The following is a 16644-nucleotide window of genomic DNA, read 5'->3' as shown; positions in this document are numbered from 1 at the left end:
GGGGGAGCGACGAATCCCGGACAGACGTGTGCGGGCCGGATCACAGGGACCGGCCCGCACACCCGTCAGAGGCGTCCGACCAGCTCGGCGACAGTGTGGTCGAGGTCGGCCGGCAGTGCCTCGACGTCGAACCAGGCGAGGTCGTGCGACTCCTCGCTGACCACGTAGTCCGTCCCGGCTGTCGCCGTCACCAGGTACTGCACGTCCAGGTGGTACGCACCACTACATCCACCGGCCTCGATGAGATGCCGCGACAGCTGCAACGGCTCGCCGCTGACCTTCAAGTCGGACAGCCCGGACTCCTCGGTCGCCTCGCGCAGCGCGGCACCAGCCAGCGTGGTGTCGCCCGGCTCGCAGTGCCCACCCAGTTGCAGCCACCTGCCGACCAGCCGGTGCAGTGTGAGCAGCACCCGACCCTGACTCGCGTCGACCACCAGCGCGGACGCCGTGAGGTGCTCCGGCCAGCTGCTGCGCCACATACCGTCTTCGTGCTCGGCCAGGTAGCGCAGGTAGTGCTCCCGGAGCGCGGCCTGCTCCGCGTCCGGGGGAGTCCAGCGAGTCAGTACGGCAGCGGCGTCGTCGTGCAGCGTCACTGGTCCTTGTCGCTGTCGCTGCCCGGGGCCGAGTCGCCGCCGTCGTCCTTCGGCGCTTGCTCGTCCTTGTCGGCCTGGTCCAGGAAGTCCGAGATGTCCGAGTCCGACAGCTCGGAGCCACTGGTCTGCTGGGCGAAACCGATCGGGTCGTCCAGGTCGGCGGTGGTCGGCAGCAGGTCCGGGTGCGACCACAGCTCGTCGCGACCGTCCGCGCCGCGCGCATCCCGTACGGCGGCCCACAGGTTGGCCGCGTCCCGCAGCCGGCGCGGCCGCAGCTGCAGCCCGACCAGCGTCGCGAACGTCTGCTCAGCCGGACCACCGGCCGCGCGGCGCCGCCGTACGGTCTCTGCCAGCTGCACGGCAGCGGGCATCCGGTCCTTGGTGGCTTCCCGGACGACGTCGTCGACCCAGCCCTCGACCAGCGCGAGCGCGGTCTCCAGCCGGACCAGCGCCGCCTTCTGCTGCTCGGAGTCCTCGGGCTCGAACAGGCCGCCGGCCAGCGCGGACTGCAGGGCCTCCGGGTTCTGCATGTCGACCTCGGACATCGCGGACTCGATCTTGCCGGTGTCCACCTGGATCCCGGCCGCGTAGTCGGCGACGTGCGAGAACAGGTGCTGCCGCAGCCACGGCGCACCGGCGAACAGCCGCTGGTGCGCGCACTCGCGCAGCGCCAGGTAGAGCCGGACGTCCTCGTCGGTCACTCCGAGGCCCTCGGAGAACTTGGCCACGTTGTCCGGCAGCAGGATTGCCTGCCCGGCAGGGCCGAGCGGCAGCCCGATGTCGGACGAGCTGACGACCTCACCGGCCAGCTCACCCAGCGCCTGGCCGACCTGCGCGCCGAAGACCGAGCCGCCGAGCTGGCGGAGCATGCCCGCCATCGGCCCGGCCAGCTGCTGCGCCTCGGCCGGCAGCGCCGTACCCATCGCGCCGGCGACGTGCTCGGCCACCGGGTCGACCACGGTCTGCCAGGTCGGCAGGGTGTTCTCCACCCACTCCGCACGGCTCCAGGCCGCGGACGTGGTCGAGGCCTCGGGCAACGTCGTCGCCTGGTCGAGCCAGTGCTCGGCCAGCCGGACGGCGTCCGCGACGCGGTCGTTGTCGTTCGCCGTGACGGAGCGGTCGCCGTTGGCGGCGACGGTCTTGCGGGCGATGTCCTTGGCCAGGTCCCAGTTCACCGGCTTGCCGTCGGTCGAGCCGCTGAGCAGCTGCTGGACCTGGGCGAAAATGGCGTTCAGGTCAGGGGTGCCGCCCGGGCCGGCCGCACCGGAGAACTGCTGGAACATGGCCTCGAACGGAGTTCCCTTGAACGGGTTGTCCGGTTCGTCGCTCATCTCGGTGGCCTTCCTGTGCAGGTGGGGCGTACAACTCCAACGTACCGGGGGCGGGCTACCGTTCCTCCAGGGGCGAACGGTTTTGCCCGTACGCCGTCCGCGAACCCCGCTGGGATAGCGTGTGCGGTCACGGTAGGAGATGAGGAAGGTCATGAGCGACGCGATCAGGCTGCTGGACATCCGCGACACCGCGCTGTCGAGCGACGAGGTCCTGGCCGCGGTCGCGGACCCGTCGGCCGGCGGGACGACGCTGTTCATCGGGACGGTGCGCAACCACGACGACGCGCGCCCGGTCGACCAGCTGACCTACGAAGCCCACCCGGAGGCCCTCGCGCACCTGCGCAAGGTGGCCGAGCGGATCTGCGAGGACCCCGACGTGACCGCGCTCGCCGCGGTGCACCGGACCGGTCCGCTGGTGATCGGTGACGCCGCCGTGATCGTCGCCGTGGCCGCCGCGCACCGCGACGTCGCCTTCGCTGCCTGCCGCCGGCTGATCGACGACCTCAAGGCGGAGGTCCCGATTTGGAAACACCAGCACTTCACCGATGGTGCGAGCGAGTGGGTCGGCGCCTGCTGACCCGTACGCTGGGGCGTATGACTGCGAAGGTGACCGGATGAGGGTCCTGGCCTGGCTGGCGTTCCCGCTGGCCGCGACCGTCCTGGCCATGGGCTGGGCCGCTTGGCGCGGCCGGACCCGCGGCCCTCGTCGTACCGGTGGCGCCTTCGCCTCGGTCGAGGACTTCCGCCGCTTCACCGACGCGCTCGCCGCTCCCGGCCCCCGGGCCACTCCCGCGCGACGCCCAGGGCTGCGCGGTCTCGTCCACAGGTCCAACGCAAGGCAGGGTTCGTGACACGTCGTACCGCCACGCTGGTCACCGCCATCATCGTGCTCGTCTTCTCGCTCGGACTCGTCACCGTCTTCCCGGTGCCGTTCGTGTCGTTCAGCCCGGGCCCGGTGAAGGACACGCTCGGCAGTGCCAACGGCAAACCGGTGATCGACGTCACCGGGGCTGAGACCTTCCCGACCAGCGGGCAGCTGGACCTGACCACGGTCTCGGTCACCTCGCCGGACCGCGACCTGACGCTGCCGCAGGCGATGCGCAACTGGCTCGACCCGCACCACGACCTGTTCCCGCGCGACATCATCTACCCGCCCGAGCAGAGCGCGGACCAGGTGGAGGAGCAGAACACGGCCGAGATGACCGGCTCGCAGGACAGCGCGGTCGCGGCCGCCCTGCAGGCCGCGAAGGCGCCGTACCACCCCAAGGTCGCGTCGGTGGCCAAGGACAGCCCGGCCGACGGCAAGCTCAAGCCCGGTGACGTGGTGCTGAAGGTCGACGGCGTCACCGCCACCCAGATCCCGCAGGTCGGCGAGCTGGTCCGCAAGAACAAGGTCGGCGACAACGTGACGTTCCTGATCCGCCGTGGAAGCACCGAGCAGACCGTCGTGGTCAAGGCCGCCGCGACGCCCGGCGAGGAGACCCGGCCGATGGTCGGCATCACGATCGGCGTCGACTCGCCGGTCAAGGTGAGCGTCAACCTCGGCCAGGACATCGGCGGCCCGAGTGCCGGTACGGCGTTCGCCCTGGCCATCTACGACAAGCTGACGCCGGGCCCGCTGCTGAACGGCAAGCACGTGGCCGGTACCGGCACCATCGACGCGCTCGGCCAGGTCGGCGCGATCGGCGGCATCCAGCAGAAGATCGCCGGCGCCAAGAACGACGGCGCCACCGTCTTCCTGGTCCCGGCCCCGAACTGCGAGGCCGCCCTGCACGCCGGCGTGGACGGCATCCAGCTGGTGAAGATCAGCACGCTGACCGACGCCATCAGCGCCCTGAAGGCCTTGTCCGCCGGAACTGGAGACGTCCCCGCATGCACGCGATAGACAACCTGCCCGCCGACGCGCTCAGCCGGGCGGTGGTGGAGATCGAGAAGCACGTCAGCAGCGCGGGCTGGGACCAGCCCGCGCAGCTGTTCGCGCTGGTGCCGACCAAGGAGCTGCTGGCCGCCGAGCCGCAGCTGGCGGCCGAGCTCGGTGCCGACGACGCGGCCCAGCCGCTGACGCCGGTGGCCCAGGGCGAGCTGCCCGGCGGGGTCGACGACAGCAACCTGGCCGAGGTGCTGGGTCAGATCGAGTGGCCCGAAGGAGTGTCCGGCTGCGCGCTGGCGCTCGAGCGCGTCGTACTGCCGGCGTCGGTCGAGTCGGGCCTGTCCGATGCCGAGTCCGACGCCGAGCTGGCCCGGATGGCCGGCAGCGATCCGCGCCGGCACGAGGTGCGCATGGTGGCCGGCGTACTGCGTGACGGCGAGCAGTTCGGCGCCGTCCGGCTGCGCACGCACGACGAGGACAGCGCCGTTCTGACCGGCGTCGACTTGGTTCCTACCCTCTGCCAAGTACTGTCTCTGACATTCGAGCCTTCCAGCGGCGAGGAGAAGTAAAGCCATGAGCGACGGCGTCTACGACATGCCGGAGGAGCCGCGGCGTTCGCGGCGGACTCCCGGGCAACGCCCCAAGGCGTTGCTGCCCACCATCGCCACGCTGATCGTGCTGCTCATTCTCTTCAGCGTCTTCACCGACGTCTGGACGCAGCGGCTGTGGTACCGCTCGGTCGACCTGGGCTCGGTCTTCGGCACCGTGCTCGGCACCCGGGTGCTGCTGTTCCTGGTCGTCGGTCTGCTGATGGCCGGGGCCGTCGTGGCCAACGTCGTCGTCGCGTACCGGACCAGGCCGCGGGTCGCTCTGGCACCCTCGCCCAGCCCGGGCTTCGAGCGGTACGGCGAACTGCTGCAGTCGCGCGGCAAGATCGCGGTCGGCGTGCTCGGCGCGCTGATGCTGATCTTCGGCGGCTCGGCGGCGTCGGGGGAGTGGAAGGTCTTCCTGGCCTGGCGCAACCGCACGCCGTTCGGGGTGACCGACAAGCACTTCAACAAGGACATCGCGTTCTTCGTCTTCGACTACCCGTGGCTGCGCGTGCTGCTCGGCTTCGGCTACTCGATCGTCCTGCTCTCGCTGGTCGCCGCGATCATCACCCACTACCTGTACGGCGGCTTCCGCCCGTCCGCGAAGGGGCAGAAGGCCTCCGGTGCGGCGCAGGTGCAGTTCTCGGTGCTGCTCGGTCTGCTGGTCCTGCTCAAGGCGTTCAGCTACTGGCTCGACCGGTACGGCCTGACGACGTCCGACAGCCGGCTGTTCACGGGCATCTCCTACACCGGTGACAACGCGGTCCTGCCGAGCAAGGAGATCCTGGCGGTCATAGCGCTGCTGTGCGCCGGGTTGTTCTTCGCGAACGTCGTACGCCGTACCTGGCTGCTGCCGGGCGTCGGCACCGTCGTACTGATCCTGTCCGCGGTGCTGCTCGGTGCACTCTGGCCGGCGGCGCTGCAGCAGCTGCGGGTCCGCCCGAGCGAGCCGGTCCGCGAGGCGGCGTACATCACCAAGAACATCGAGGCCACGCGGCAGGCGTACGGGCTGGAGAACACCAAGGTCGAGAACTACGCCGCCAAGACGACCGGCGCCACCGACTCGGAGCTGAAGGCCGACGCCGACGTGCTGCCCGGCATCCGGCTGATCGACCCGAGCGTGGTCGGCCCGACGTTCGAGCAGCTGCAGCAGGTCCGTGGCTTCTACTCGTTCCCGACCGATCTCGACGTCGACCGGTACAAGATCGGCAGTGAGACCCGCGACACCGTGATCGCGGTCCGCGAGGTCCAGGTCGACCGGCTGCCGGCCGGCCAGCGCAACTGGAACAACGACCACACCGTCTACACCCACGGCTACGGCGTCGTCGCCGCGAACGGCAACCAGCGAGCCGCCGACGGTACGCCGGTGTTCTCGTCGAAGGACCTGCCGCCGACCGGCGACCTCGGTGAGTACGAGCCACGGATCTACTTCGGCGAGCAGTCGCCGGACTACTCGGTCGTCGGCGCGCCCAAGGGGTCCGCCGCGGTCGAGCTCGACACCCCCGAGGGCAAGAGCGGCGGCGACCCGACGCTGAACACCTACGAGGGCAAGGGTGGCGTCAAGATCGGGTCGTTCTTCAACCGGTTGCTCTACGCCACCAAGTTCCGCGACGCGAACCTGCTGCTGTCGCAGCGGGTCAACGACGAGTCGAAGATCCTCTACGACCGCAACCCGCGCGAGCGGGTCGAGAAGGCCGCGCCGTGGCTGACCCCGGACGGCGACCCGTACCCGGCCGTCGTCGACGGCCAGGTGGTCTGGATCGTCGACGGTTACACCACCTCGGCGAACTACCCGTACTCGCAGAAGGTCGCGCTCGACGACAGCACCCGGGACACCACCACCGGTCGCGGGGCGATCGCGACCCAGCCGAGCGAGGAGATCAACTACATCCGCAACTCGGTCAAGGCCGTCGTCAACGCGTACGACGGTTCGGTCGAGCTGTACGCCTGGGACGAGAAGGACCCGGTGCTGAAGACGTGGATGAAGGCGTTCCCGGACACGGTGAAGCCGCGCTCGGAGATCTCGCCGGCGCTGATGTCGCACCTGCGCTACCCGGAGGACATCTTCAAGGTGCAGCGCGACCTGCTGGCCAAGTACCACGTGGTCGACGCCGGCACCTGGTACCAGAACAGCGACCTGTGGCGCGTCCCGGCCGACCCGACCGGTACCGGTACGGCGGACTCGCCGGTGCAGAACCAGCCGCCGTTCTACCTGTCGCTGCGGATGCCCGGCCAGGACTCGCCGAAGTTCTCGCTCACCTCGGTCTACGTACCGAACGCGGAACGCGAGAACCTGACCGCCTTCATGGCTGTCGACGCGGAAGCATCGTCACCTGACTACGGGCAGTTCAGGATCCTGCGACTACCGGGGAACGTGCAGATCCCAGGGCCTGGGCAGGTCTACAACAAGTTCCAGACCGACGACGGGATCAGAACGGCGCTGCTGCCGATCAACCAGCCGAGCAGCGGCGCGCGGGCGCAGTACGGAAACCTGCTGACGTTGCCATTGGGTGGCGGTCTGCTCTACGTGCAGCCGGTGTACTCGGTGCGGACGTCCGGCCCGGGTAGTTACCCCGTCCTGCGGTACGTGCTGGTGTCGTTCGGTGACCGGGTCGCCTTCGGGTCGACGCTGTCGGAGGCGCTCACCAAGGTCTTCAACACGTCGGTGAACACGCCGGACGACCCGACTCCCCAGGACCCGAACACGCCGCAGCAGCCGCCGGCGAACCAGACGATCAAGCAGGCGCTGGCCGACGCGGACAAGTCGTTCGCCGACGCCGACGCGGCGCTGAGACGTGGTGACCTGAGCGGGTACCAGGCGAACGTGAAGAAGGCGCAGGCGGCCGTGGCCCGGGCGATCGCGGCCGGAGCACAGTTGCCGAACCCGACGACGACACCTACGCCGACACCGACAGCCCCACCGACGCCGACCAGTCCACCGACGTCACCGACCGGCTGAGTCTCTGAAGCGGCGGCCTTCCCTTCGGGGGAGGCCGCCGTTCTGCTGTGTCCACAGCTCTTTTTCTGGTTCTCTGCACTGGGTACTTCCCCGGCATCTTCTAGGCATGATCGTTCTTGCTCTGTTTGCCCTGTTCGCCGGACTGTTCCCCCAACCGGAGGTGTGCACCTTGGACGGCTTCACCATCACCCACGTCCCCGCGGGCGTCGGCACCGCGTCCGACTTCGAGTACGAGTGGGAGGACGTCACCTTCCACAGCCGCGTCTGGGAGACCACCACCGGCGACGCGACCGCCGTCGACCTCACGGTGAAGACCATCCGCGGCGACCGCATCGCCGACGTGGAGTCCTTGCGCGAGTTCCTGACCGAGTACCACGAGAAGGACCCGGCCACCTGGGAGCTGACGCCGCAACGCATCGGCTCGTACGGCGGCTACGTCACCGACGGCCAGGTCTTCTACTTCGTCGAACCAGGCCTGGCCGCCGAACTGACCATCGACCGCTCCCGCTTTCCCCAGGAGGAATTGCTGGCGACTGCGGAGGGCTTTCACCCCGAGTAGCGGCTAGTACCCGATGAGTCGGTGCAACCGCTGGAACGTCGGTACGAACCCGAGCCGCGGCCAGGTCCGCGACGACAGCAGATTCGCCACCCGCCAGTCCGTCACCACCGAGTCGTACCCACTGGCCGCACACCACTTCAGCACCGTCTCACCCAGCACCCGCCCACCTCCGTGGCCGCGATCCTCCGGAAACACCGCCGCGAACCCCAGGAACCCGGCGTTGTCGGGCCGCGCCAGTCCTTGGTGCGCGCTCGACTTCTCCAACGAGCACCCGATCGCCGACCCGATCACCCGACCGTTGACCTCGGCAACGAACGTCGCGTACTCCGGATCGTCGACCGACTCCTCCCAGTCCGCCACCGCTTCCTCCACCGTCGGCACCTCACCCGCTGAGAACACCGGCGACGCTCCCTGATGCTTCGGTAGTACCAGGTCCAACTCGGCCAGTACCCCGATGTCCCGCCGCTCCGCACGCCGAACCGTCATCCCCGCCGGCACGGCGACCTCTCCATCGAACGGACCGCGGATCGCGTGCGCGTGCTGTGACCCGAACCCCAACCGAAAGAAGGCATCCACCAGCGAGTCGTCGTCAGGCACCAGCACGTACTGCGCCGTCTTCCCTTCGGCCACCCACCGCTCAGCCGCCACGCCGTACAGATCCCTGATGACCTCGGCGTCCCGGCCCGCAACCCCAGCCGCCTCCACCCAAACGTTCGGCCCCCACACGGGCCCCTTAGGTGCCCCCAGCAAGTAGCCGACAACCTCCCCGCCGCTGACCGCCACAGTCCCCGAGGCCCCCTCGGCCTCCCAAGCCTCGGTCACCGCAACCCGGGCAACCTCGACATCCTCGAAGTCCCCCCGCAACAGCGGATGCCTCCGCCGATGCCGCCCATGCCGCTCCGCCAGCACCCGAGCAGCCCCACCCAGATCCCCGGACCCGAACTCCCGAACCCCCACCTCAGCCATGTCCCGCACCGTACTCCCGCCCCCTCCCACCCCACACCCGATTTCCCTCCGACCCCCGATTTGGTTCTACCCCCATCCATCCCCTAAACTAAAGACATCACAACGGCGCGGGGTGGAGCAGCTCGGTAGCTCGCTGGGCTCATAACCCAGAGGTCGCAGGTTCAAATCCTGCCCCCGCTACTGTGGAAGGCCCGGACCATTAGGTCCGGGCCTTCGCCTTTGTGTCTGTGGTGTCAGGCTTCCTCGTCGAGAAACTTCTCGATGTGCCGGGCGAGAAGCTCAGGTGCCTCGAGCATCGGTAGATGTCCGGTCTCGATGGACTCGTTCCACGTCGCCTCGAGGTTGTGAGCGAACCCACGCTGCAACCCGACCGGAAGCTCAGCGTCCTCGTTCGTGCACAGATAGCCCCGGCGCTCAGGGAACCCACCACCCTGCACCTTGTCCCGGTAGAGCCGCACCGACTCGGGCTTGAACTCCGCCACGATGCGATCTGCAGTGTTCTGGCCCAGACCACCAGCGACCCCACGCCGAATGGCGCTGTCCGGTGGTCGCGTGCCGGCGACCCGCATCGCCACGCTCAACACCACCCGCTGCGGAAACGGCATCGACCCGACAAAGCTCCGCCCCGGCTCGGGCACAACAGCTGACACCGCCAGCACCGCGCTCACCCGCTCAGGCGCAAGAGCAACCAGCTCCGCCGCCACGGTCCCGCCACTCGAATGCGCAACCACCGCAAACCGCTCCCACGGCGCGGACTCCAGCGCCGCAACGGCGTACTCCCTGAGCGATGCGTCAGCCGCGCGCGGCCGCTCAGCGACCACGGTCGGATGAGATCCGGTCAACTCTGCGCGGACCTGATCCCAGATCCATTTGGGAAGTCCTGCGCCGCTCAGCAACAGCAGTGGTTCATGCGCCTGGTTCATGCTTCGATTCTCCCGGTGCTGGATGTCACCCTTATGGCACTGTTTAGCCATGAATCGCACCGACCGGCTGTACGCGATCCGCGAGGACCTCCGCCGTGCCGGCCCCCGAGGCAGGACCGCCGAGCAGCTTGCGGGCGCATTCGAGATCAGTGTGCGCACCGTCAAGCGCGACATCTCCGCGCTGCAACAGGCCGGTTTTCCGATCTGGGCCCGGACGGGCCGGATCGGTGGGTACGTCGTCGACGCGGCTGCCACCCTTCCGCCGGTGAACTTCACCGCCGCCGAGGCGTCGGCGCTGGCAGCAGTGATCGCCGCGCACCGCGGACAACCCTTCGACCAGCAAGCCCGAGCCGCCCTGACGAAGGTGCTGGGAGTGATGGATCCGCACGCCCGGCAGCAAACGGACGCCCTGACCGAGCGCATCTGGATCAACCACACGGCCGAGCCAACTGAGCCGCGCCATCGCAAGGCCGTCGAGCAAGCTCTCCAGCAGCGCAAAGTACTCTCCCTGCGCTACCGCGACCGCCACGACGAATCGACAACCCGCCGAGTCGACCCCCAACTGCTCGCCTTCCGCGACGGCTACTGGTTCCTGGTCGCCTACTGCAGGCAGCGCGAAGGCATCCGCTGGTTCCGCCTCGACCGCATCGAACGCGCAACCCTCACCGCCCAGCCCGCCACTGACCTCCCCGTCGAAGATCTCGGAACCCCGCCCACCACAGCAGCCTCGGTCAGCACCGCACTCTGACCCGAGCGAAAACGCCTGGCCGAGCAGCGCCGCTGCGACCTAAGCTCCGGACCCAATGGATGCCGCAGAGTTCTACACCGGAATCGTTGTCGACGCCTACGCCCGACTCAAGTCGTCGAGCTTCGATCCAGCGCCGTACGCCGCGTTCGTCACCGCAACAGGCGAACCGGCCCTCGAGCTCGGATGCGGAGACGGCGAACCCATGCTTTCGCTGCGCCAGGCCGGCCTCGACGTCGAAGGCGTCGACTCCTCCGCCGACATGCTCGACCGCTGCCGAGCCAACGCAGCCACCCTCGGTCTGCAGGTCACGCTGCACCACCAGCGCATGGAGGACCTGAAGCTGCCACGCCAGTACCGCTCGATCTACCTGGCCGGCCCCACCTTCACTCTGCTCCCCGACGACGAGACCGCCGTCCGAGCACTCCGAGCCATCCGCAACCACCTCACCCCCGACGGCCAGGCCCTGATCCCACTCTGGATCCCCGACCCCACGCCGCCGTCCGACCTGGGCGTCCAACGCAAAGCAGTAGACGACCAAGGCGCCACCCTCACCTACACCCCACTGTCGGAGACCTACGACCGATCCCTCCGAACCCGCACCACCACAGTCCGCTACGAGCGCCACACTCCGGACGGCACCACCGAGTCCGCGGACCGCGACTGGATCATCCACTGGCAAACCCAGCCCTCAGCCGAAGCCCTCTGCTACCAAGCCGGCCTCACGATCACCCGAACCGAAGACGACCACGGCAACCCCGCCGCACCCGACGCCGACGAGTTCACCCTGATCGTCCAGCCGTCGTGATCCTCGAAGCGATCTCTGTCCTGCACCGCACCGGCCAGTGGTGCCCCGGCGTCCGTACGGCGAACGCCGTCATCGCGTACGACGTGCCGATCCTCCCGCAGTACCTCCTCGACCTCGACGAACTCGGCGACGCACTGGAGGCGGGCGCCATCGACACCGGCGCCGCGGTCAAAGTCCTCCGCAACACCCAGCACTTCATCGAGCGCCATCTCCGCAGACCCGACCAGGCATCACCGACAGCGTGGCCCGACTTCCCACCGGCTGCGTTGCTGCCGCTGATCGACCTGCCGCCTCTCGCGGGCTAGTTGACTGTCACGCGCAGGCCGACGTGGTCGGAGACGTACATCGATCCACCCGGCAGGTGCACCTTGTCGGTGAGGATCTGTTCGGCGGACTGGACGTCGAGTCCGCGGCTGAGGATGAAGTCGATGCAGTGCGGGCTATTGCCCGGGCTCAGGTACTCGGCGTGGAACGTCGGTGGACACCGGCCGTCGAACGCGTCGGTGAGGCCGGTGCGGTCCAGGAACGCCTTGTACGGCGTGCTTTTGCGGGCGACGTTGAAGTCGCCGCACAGCACCAGCGGCCCGTCGGTGCTCTCCATCACGCGAGCCAACGCGTCGAGTTGGCCGCGGTGGATCGGCGTGAAGCGGCTCTCGTCCGACCAGTCGCCGTCGGTGTTGGCCAGGAGATGAGTGTTGGCGATCCAGAGTTCGTCGAGTCTCGTCAGCAACACGCCTTTGAAGGACGCTTTGGCTCGCGACCAGCGAGAGACTCCGGAGCCGATCGACAGTCGGTGATAGTCGCGCGTCCCAGCGGACCGGCGTACGAACGTCGCGACACCGCCGGCCGGACCGGCCAGGGACGGCCGGAAGCTCACGCCGTACGAGGGCATCGTGGTCCGCAACAAGCGCAGGTGGTGGTACGTGTGGACCTCCTGGAAGTTGACGATCTCGACGTCCGAGCGGTCGAAGAACGCACCGATCGACCGGTACCGATCAGCGAGTTGCGAGCCTCGTACCGGTGTCCCGCGGGTGTTCAGCGTCGCGATGCTCACGTGCCCACGCAGGCTCAACTTCAACCGTCCTTCCAGTTGCCGGAAGCTTAACGGTGTTGGCTCTTGTGCGACCGACAGCGCCGGAGTTAGATGAGCGCCTTCCGCCTGCTGGAACTCGCTAAGGAGCACGAGATGTTCGCGATCATCGCCGCAGTGATTTTCGGCCTCGCCCTCATTCTGGACTGGGCCAACGCCACCGTCAGCGACGCCTTCACCCCCCAGACCCTCCTGATGGCGGGCCTGCTCTGCATCGCCCTCCACCTGGCCGGCGTCGGCTCCTCCGCCAAGTGGGGTCGCCGCCGCTGACCAGTAGCGTCACCCTCAGCACGAACGACCTCGAGCTGGTCCGCGCCGTACCTGTCGCGGGCCAGTTCGCTGTCCCATAGTTGCTTGAGGCAACCTCGGGTGAGGCCTGGGCACTTGAACGGGGAGCGTGCCTACATCGGGGGTATGGACAACAACAGCAAGGTGGCGTTTCTCGGGCTCGGCGCGATGGGGGCGCCGATGGCCCGGCGGGTGGCCGACGCCGGGTACCCGTTGACGGTGTGGAATCGCTCGGCCGGGAAAGCCGACGGCTTCGCGACAGTGGCCGGTACGCCGACCGAGGCGGTCCGGGACGCCGACGTCGTGGTGACGATGCTGGCCGATCCGCCCGCGGTGCGGGCGGTGGTCGGTGAGTTCGCGGGGGAGTTGAAGCCGGGCGCCGTACTGGTCGAGGCCTCGACGATCGGGCCGGACGCCGTACGGGAGATCGCCGAGCTGCTGCCCGCGGGAGTCACGCTGGTCGACGCGCCGGTGATGGGCAGTGTCGACAAAGCGGCAAGCGGTGAGCTGAATCTGTTGGTGGGCGGGGATGCCGACGAGGTGATGCCGCTGCTCGAGCTGTTCGGGACGGTACGGCGGACCGGTGCGGTCGGGACCGGGGCGGCGCTGAAGATCGTCATGATCAACGCGATCGTGAACGGGGTCGCGCTGGTAGGAGAGGCGTACCAGTTGGCGGATGTGTACGGGCTGCCGGAGGAGCTGGTGAAGCAGTCGTTGGCCGGCTCACCGCTGGCTGGGCTCGCGGCGCGGGCCGCCGCGGAGGGCGCGTACTACCAGGTGAAGCTGGCCGCGAAGGACGTCGACCTGGCGGCCCGCGCGGCGAACCTGCCGATCGCGCGGACGGTGCACGACCGGCTCACGGCGTACCCGCAGGCGGCCGACGAGGACATCGCGCAGCTCGTCCGGCACTTCAGAGGCTAGGCAGCGGATCGCCGGGGCGCACCCGGATGGGACTCTCGTCGGGACCGGGTGGGTCGAAGTCGGCGAGGTGCTGAGCCAGTACGGCGTCCGAGACGTGCCGGCGGTTCGGGCTTGCCTGGTTGGCGATCCGGCGTTGGTGGATTGTCGCGTGGTCGACGTCGAGGTGGACGAGGTGGAACTCGGCGCCGAGTTCGGCGGCGAGGGCGCGCCAGCCGTCGCGGAGGAACCGCGGCGAGCTGGTGTCGTCGAGGATCACGGTCGCGCGGGCGGTCGAAGGCGCTTCCGGGGCGCCGGTGAGGAGCGCGCGGACTTCCGCGATCGCGATCGCGTGGGTCGCCTGCCACTCCTCGACGGGGATTCCGTCGCCGCCCCACAGGTCGCGGCGTTCGTTGATCTCGTCGAGGCTGACGACGTGGGCGCCGAGGTGATCGGCAAGAGCTGTGGCGAGGGAGCTCTTGCCGGAGTACGACGTACCGCAGAGGACGACGAGGCGAGGGCTCATCTGAGGATCCCATCCGATCGCGGCGGGGGAGTCAACGGGATTCCCCGAGTCCAGCTGTGGGGTCGAAGCGGGGTTGACCTCAAGGGCGCTTCAACTCCGAGGATCGTTGCCATGGACATCACCGGAGCGATTCCCAGCCAGGACGACGTCGACCAGATCCTCGCGCTGCTGACCACGGTCGACCGCGCCCAGCGGACCGAGGACGCGGACGCGTTCCTCGGGGTGTTCCGTGAGGACGCGCTTTGGGTGACCGGGCACGGCAAGCGGCTGTACGGGCGCGACGCGATCGGCACGTTCACCCGCAAGGTGCTCCCCGGCGCGACGGCCGCCGGCTACGCGACGTACGAGGCCGATCATCTGCTCTTCGTCCGGCCGGACATCGCCGTGCTCAACGTCAACCAGACCTACGTTGAGCGCGACGGCGACCAGGTGCTCGACCACGGCAGCCCGGTGTACTTCCTCGCCAAGGACGACGGCGTCTGGCGGATCGCCGCGGCGCAGAACACGATCGTCGTCGCCGAGTAACGAAACCGACAAGGTCCGTGATCGGAGGCAGTGAACCGTCGCGCACGGTGACGAATCGGTGGTAGGCATGACGCGCCCGGCTGGTTCCGGCCGGGCGACGACTACCGCCACCGGGGGGCCGAGGGCGGATTTGGGGGGACCATCCATGGACCGTGGCCGCGCCGTGCTCGCAGTCGGCACCGGACTCGTCGTTCTGACACTCGCCGGCGCCTGCGCCGCACCAGCAACCACCCCGGCCGCCGTGCCGGTCGGCATCGTCGCGTCAACCTCACCGGCGACCAGTACGCCGACGCCAACGCCGGCCGCGACGCAGCGCCCGACCGCCAAGCCGACGAAGCCCGTCGGCCTGCTCTCCAAGCCGCCCACGACCAAGCCGAAGCTCCCGCCCGTCACCAGGAAGCCGACGCAGAAGCCGACGGTGAGGAAGCCGACGACGAAGCCCACCACCCGCCGTACGACCACCAAGCCGCCGGCCACGGACGTGTACTACGCCAATTGCACCGCAGTCCGCGCCGCCGGCGCCGCGCCCATCCACGCGGGCGAGCCCGGCTACTCCAGAAAACTAGACCGAGACGGCGACGGCATCGCCTGCGAGAACTGATGCGTGGCGACGAGACTCAGCGCGAGCGCATCTTGAGCGTGATTCGTACGAGGGCGGTCCCGCTGGATGACGACGAACTGTCAACGGTGACGGGGATCAGGCCACGGCAAACGGTGAACCAGATCTGCCGACGGCTGGCTGCCGAGGGAGTCATCAGTCGAGGCGTCGGGGCAGGCGGAAAGCTGGTCAGCTGGATCGCGCAGCCGGTGGGCGCTGAGCCGCAGGAGCCTGGTGGGCCGGTGATCGAGTCGGATGTGCTCGGGATGTCGGCGGCGGGTCGTCCGGCGGTGCCGGAGCCGGTCGCGTTAGAGACCGGCGAAGTGCAGTTGCCTGTGCTGCCCGGGAGTTCGGGGGAGCAGCGGAGAGCCGAGGGGGTGATGCTGGCCGAGCTCAGCGCGCTCCTGGGGGTGCAGCTGTCGCCGGGACGCGTTCAGCATCCGAGCGGACCACGCGTCGAGTTGGACGGGGTCAGCCCAGATCAGTCGGTGCTTGTCGAGTGCTGGGCGCACCAGGGTCCGGCAAAGGTTGCACAGAAGTACAAGCTGATGAACGACGCGGTGAAGCTGCACTGGATCGCTCGGTCTCTGCCTCCGAACGCCGATCGCCGACTCGTCCTCTGCGTCAGCGACGAGCTTGCGGTCAAACATTTGCGCGGGAACTCCTGGCAGGGGCAGGCGATCGCCGAGCTCGGGGTGGAGATCTGCGTCGTGCGGCTGCCGGACGATCTCGTCCAGGACATCCGGGCTGCTCAGGAACGCCAGTTCCGGTAGGTCCGGTCAGCCGTCCATCGTCGCGGGGATGGAGCGGCTGGGGGACGAGCCGATGGTTAGCGGTTGACGGCTAGTTCGCCGAGTTCGGACCAGTTGTTCTGGTCGAGTTTGAAGTTGACGATCTTCGGGGTTTCGACCAGGTGTGGCGGGAGGGACTGCTGGGCCGCCTTGAAGTGGGCTGAGGTGACGTGGGCCGAAGCGGCGTCGTCGTCGGCGAAGGCTTCGACCAGGACGTACTCGGTGGGGTCGTCGAGGGAGCGGGACCAGTCGAACCACAGGCAGCCGGGTTCGTTGCGGGTGGCTGTGGTGAAGTCGGCGGTGATGGTGGGCCAGTTGTCGGCGTCGTCGGGCTGGACGCGGAACTTCGCGGTGATGAAGATCATGAGTGGGATGCTACCGACGCACGCGCGCTTGAGGGCGTACGTCGGCCAGGCGAATCGTTGCCGGTGCGGCTGATGAGATCGCGTGGGGCTGAGGTCGCACCCGACTGACTGTGAAGCATCTGAGCCGACCCGGCAGGCGTGCGGGGCCTCGCCCGCCCGGGCCGGTCCGGCGCGCCACGGCAGTACGGCGAGCCGGGGGATTCCGGCCCGGCAGTCTGGC

The 16644-nt window shown here is 68.8% G+C and carries 21 protein-coding genes and 1 tRNA gene; 15 read left to right on the top strand and 7 right to left on the bottom strand.

What is annotated here, in order from left to right; genetic code table 11:
• Nucleotides 1-65 precede the first annotated feature (65 nt).
• On the bottom strand, nt 66-593 hold the full coding sequence (locus tag ABD235_RS28720; RefSeq protein ID WP_344179723.1) for an NUDIX hydrolase: 528 nt from the start codon (nt 591-593) through the stop codon (nt 66-68).
• Complete coding sequence (locus ABD235_RS28715) at nt 590-1924, bottom strand: zinc-dependent metalloprotease (protein ID WP_344179721.1); 1335 nt, start codon at nt 1922-1924, stop codon at nt 590-592. The genes ABD235_RS28720 and ABD235_RS28715 overlap by 4 nt, the downstream gene beginning before the upstream one ends.
• Before the next feature lie 151 nt (nt 1925-2075).
• Here ABD235_RS28715 and ABD235_RS28710 point away from each other — a divergent pair, with 151 nt between their 5' ends.
• The 6 genes from ABD235_RS28710 (at nt 2076) to ABD235_RS28685 (ending at nt 7902) form a co-directional block, all read left to right on the top strand.
• Complete coding sequence (locus tag ABD235_RS28710; protein WP_344179720.1) at nt 2076-2501, top strand: molybdenum cofactor biosynthesis protein MoaE; 426 nt, start codon at nt 2076-2078, stop codon at nt 2499-2501.
• A gap of 37 nt (nt 2502-2538) precedes the next feature.
• The gene (locus tag ABD235_RS28705; RefSeq protein WP_344179718.1) at nt 2539-2775 is read left to right on the top strand and encodes a hypothetical protein; all 237 of its coding nucleotides are present in this window, start codon (nt 2539-2541) and stop codon (nt 2773-2775) included.
• Nucleotides 2772-3809, top strand: coding sequence for a YlbL family protein (locus ABD235_RS28700; RefSeq protein WP_344179716.1), 1038 nt, complete (start codon nt 2772-2774; stop codon nt 3807-3809). Before ABD235_RS28705 ends, ABD235_RS28700 begins: the two co-directional genes overlap by 4 nt.
• A complete protein-coding gene (locus tag ABD235_RS28695) occupies nt 3797-4363 on the top strand; it encodes a PPA1309 family protein (RefSeq protein ID WP_344179715.1) in 567 nt (188 codons plus the stop codon). The genes ABD235_RS28700 and ABD235_RS28695 overlap by 13 nt, the downstream gene beginning before the upstream one ends.
• A gap of 4 nt (nt 4364-4367) precedes the next feature.
• Entirely contained in the window at nt 4368-7343 is a 2976-nt protein-coding gene (locus ABD235_RS28690) for a UPF0182 family membrane protein (protein ID WP_344179713.1), read from the top strand.
• Between the two features lie 106 nt (nt 7344-7449).
• Nucleotides 7450-7902 carry a hypothetical protein gene (locus tag ABD235_RS28685; protein ID WP_344179710.1) on the top strand — a complete coding sequence of 151 codons (453 nt, stop codon included), beginning with the start codon at nt 7450-7452 and terminating at the stop codon, nt 7900-7902.
• A 3-nt stretch (nt 7903-7905) separates the two neighbouring features.
• Here ABD235_RS28685 and ABD235_RS28680 read toward each other — a convergent pair whose 3' ends face one another.
• Nucleotides 7906-8868 (bottom strand): GNAT family N-acetyltransferase, encoded by a 963-nt coding sequence (locus ABD235_RS28680; protein WP_344179708.1) that lies wholly within the window; start codon nt 8866-8868, stop codon nt 7906-7908.
• Nucleotides 8869-8974: 106 nt separating this feature from the next.
• On the opposite strand from ABD235_RS28680, the gene ABD235_RS28675 reads away from it, so the two are divergent.
• Nucleotides 8975-9048, top strand: a tRNA-Met gene (locus tag ABD235_RS28675).
• 53 nt (nt 9049-9101) lie between these two features.
• Here the strand turns inward: ABD235_RS28675 and ABD235_RS28670 are convergent.
• On the bottom strand, nt 9102-9791 hold the full coding sequence (locus ABD235_RS28670; protein WP_344179706.1) for an alpha/beta fold hydrolase: 690 nt from the start codon (nt 9789-9791) through the stop codon (nt 9102-9104).
• A gap of 49 nt (nt 9792-9840) precedes the next feature.
• Here ABD235_RS28670 and ABD235_RS28665 point away from each other — a divergent pair, with 49 nt between their 5' ends.
• From ABD235_RS28665 to ABD235_RS28655, 3 genes are read left to right on the top strand one after another with little or no spacing between them, the layout of a single operon-like run.
• Nucleotides 9841-10539: a helix-turn-helix transcriptional regulator gene (locus ABD235_RS28665; RefSeq protein ID WP_344179703.1), complete on the top strand. Its 699-nt coding sequence runs from the start codon at nt 9841-9843 to the stop codon at nt 10537-10539.
• A 55-nt stretch (nt 10540-10594) separates the two neighbouring features.
• On the top strand, nt 10595-11344 hold the full coding sequence (locus ABD235_RS28660) for a class I SAM-dependent methyltransferase (RefSeq protein WP_344179701.1): 750 nt from the start codon (nt 10595-10597) through the stop codon (nt 11342-11344).
• Nucleotides 11341-11649 (top strand): hypothetical protein, encoded by a 309-nt coding sequence (locus ABD235_RS28655; RefSeq protein WP_344179700.1) that lies wholly within the window; start codon nt 11341-11343, stop codon nt 11647-11649. Before ABD235_RS28660 ends, ABD235_RS28655 begins: the two co-directional genes overlap by 4 nt.
• Here the strand turns inward: ABD235_RS28655 and ABD235_RS28650 are convergent.
• A complete protein-coding gene (locus tag ABD235_RS28650; protein WP_344179699.1) occupies nt 11646-12416 on the bottom strand; it encodes an endonuclease/exonuclease/phosphatase family protein in 771 nt (256 codons plus the stop codon). The genes ABD235_RS28655 and ABD235_RS28650 overlap by 4 nt on opposite strands.
• Before the next feature lie 72 nt (nt 12417-12488).
• Here ABD235_RS28650 and ABD235_RS28645 point away from each other — a divergent pair, with 72 nt between their 5' ends.
• Both ABD235_RS28645 and ABD235_RS28640 read left to right on the top strand, forming a co-directional pair.
• Entirely contained in the window at nt 12489-12704 is a 216-nt protein-coding gene (locus tag ABD235_RS28645; protein ID WP_344179697.1) for a hypothetical protein, read from the top strand.
• 99 nt (nt 12705-12803) lie between these two features.
• Nucleotides 12804-13643, top strand: a complete 840-nt coding sequence (locus ABD235_RS28640) for an NAD(P)-dependent oxidoreductase (protein WP_344179696.1) — start codon at nt 12804-12806, stop codon at nt 13641-13643.
• Here ABD235_RS28640 and ABD235_RS28635 read toward each other — a convergent pair.
• Complete coding sequence (locus ABD235_RS28635) at nt 13633-14145, bottom strand: AAA family ATPase (protein ID WP_344179695.1); 513 nt, start codon at nt 14143-14145, stop codon at nt 13633-13635. The genes ABD235_RS28640 and ABD235_RS28635 overlap by 11 nt on opposite strands.
• A gap of 111 nt (nt 14146-14256) precedes the next feature.
• On the opposite strand from ABD235_RS28635, the gene ABD235_RS28630 reads away from it, so the two are divergent.
• From ABD235_RS28630 to ABD235_RS28620, 3 genes are all read left to right on the top strand, one after another.
• Nucleotides 14257-14670: an SgcJ/EcaC family oxidoreductase gene (locus ABD235_RS28630; RefSeq protein WP_344179694.1), complete on the top strand. Its 414-nt coding sequence runs from the start codon at nt 14257-14259 to the stop codon at nt 14668-14670.
• Nucleotides 14671-14815: 145 nt separating this feature from the next.
• Complete coding sequence (locus tag ABD235_RS28625; protein WP_344179693.1) at nt 14816-15271, top strand: excalibur calcium-binding domain-containing protein; 456 nt, start codon at nt 14816-14818, stop codon at nt 15269-15271.
• A gap of 239 nt (nt 15272-15510) precedes the next feature.
• Nucleotides 15511-16041, top strand: coding sequence for a hypothetical protein (locus ABD235_RS28620; protein WP_344179692.1), 531 nt, complete (start codon nt 15511-15513; stop codon nt 16039-16041).
• Between the two features lie 56 nt (nt 16042-16097).
• Here ABD235_RS28620 and ABD235_RS28615 read toward each other — a convergent pair whose 3' ends face one another.
• The gene (locus tag ABD235_RS28615) at nt 16098-16424 is read right to left on the bottom strand and encodes a putative quinol monooxygenase (RefSeq protein ID WP_344179691.1); all 327 of its coding nucleotides are present in this window, start codon (nt 16422-16424) and stop codon (nt 16098-16100) included.
• Nucleotides 16425-16644 lie beyond the last annotated feature (220 nt).

Origin of the sequence: Kribbella lupini, from assembly GCF_039529595.1 — a bacterium.
Taxonomy (GTDB): Bacteria; Actinomycetota; Actinomycetes; order Propionibacteriales; family Kribbellaceae; genus Kribbella; species Kribbella lupini.
This window is presented reverse-complemented; position numbering and strand designations above follow the sequence as displayed.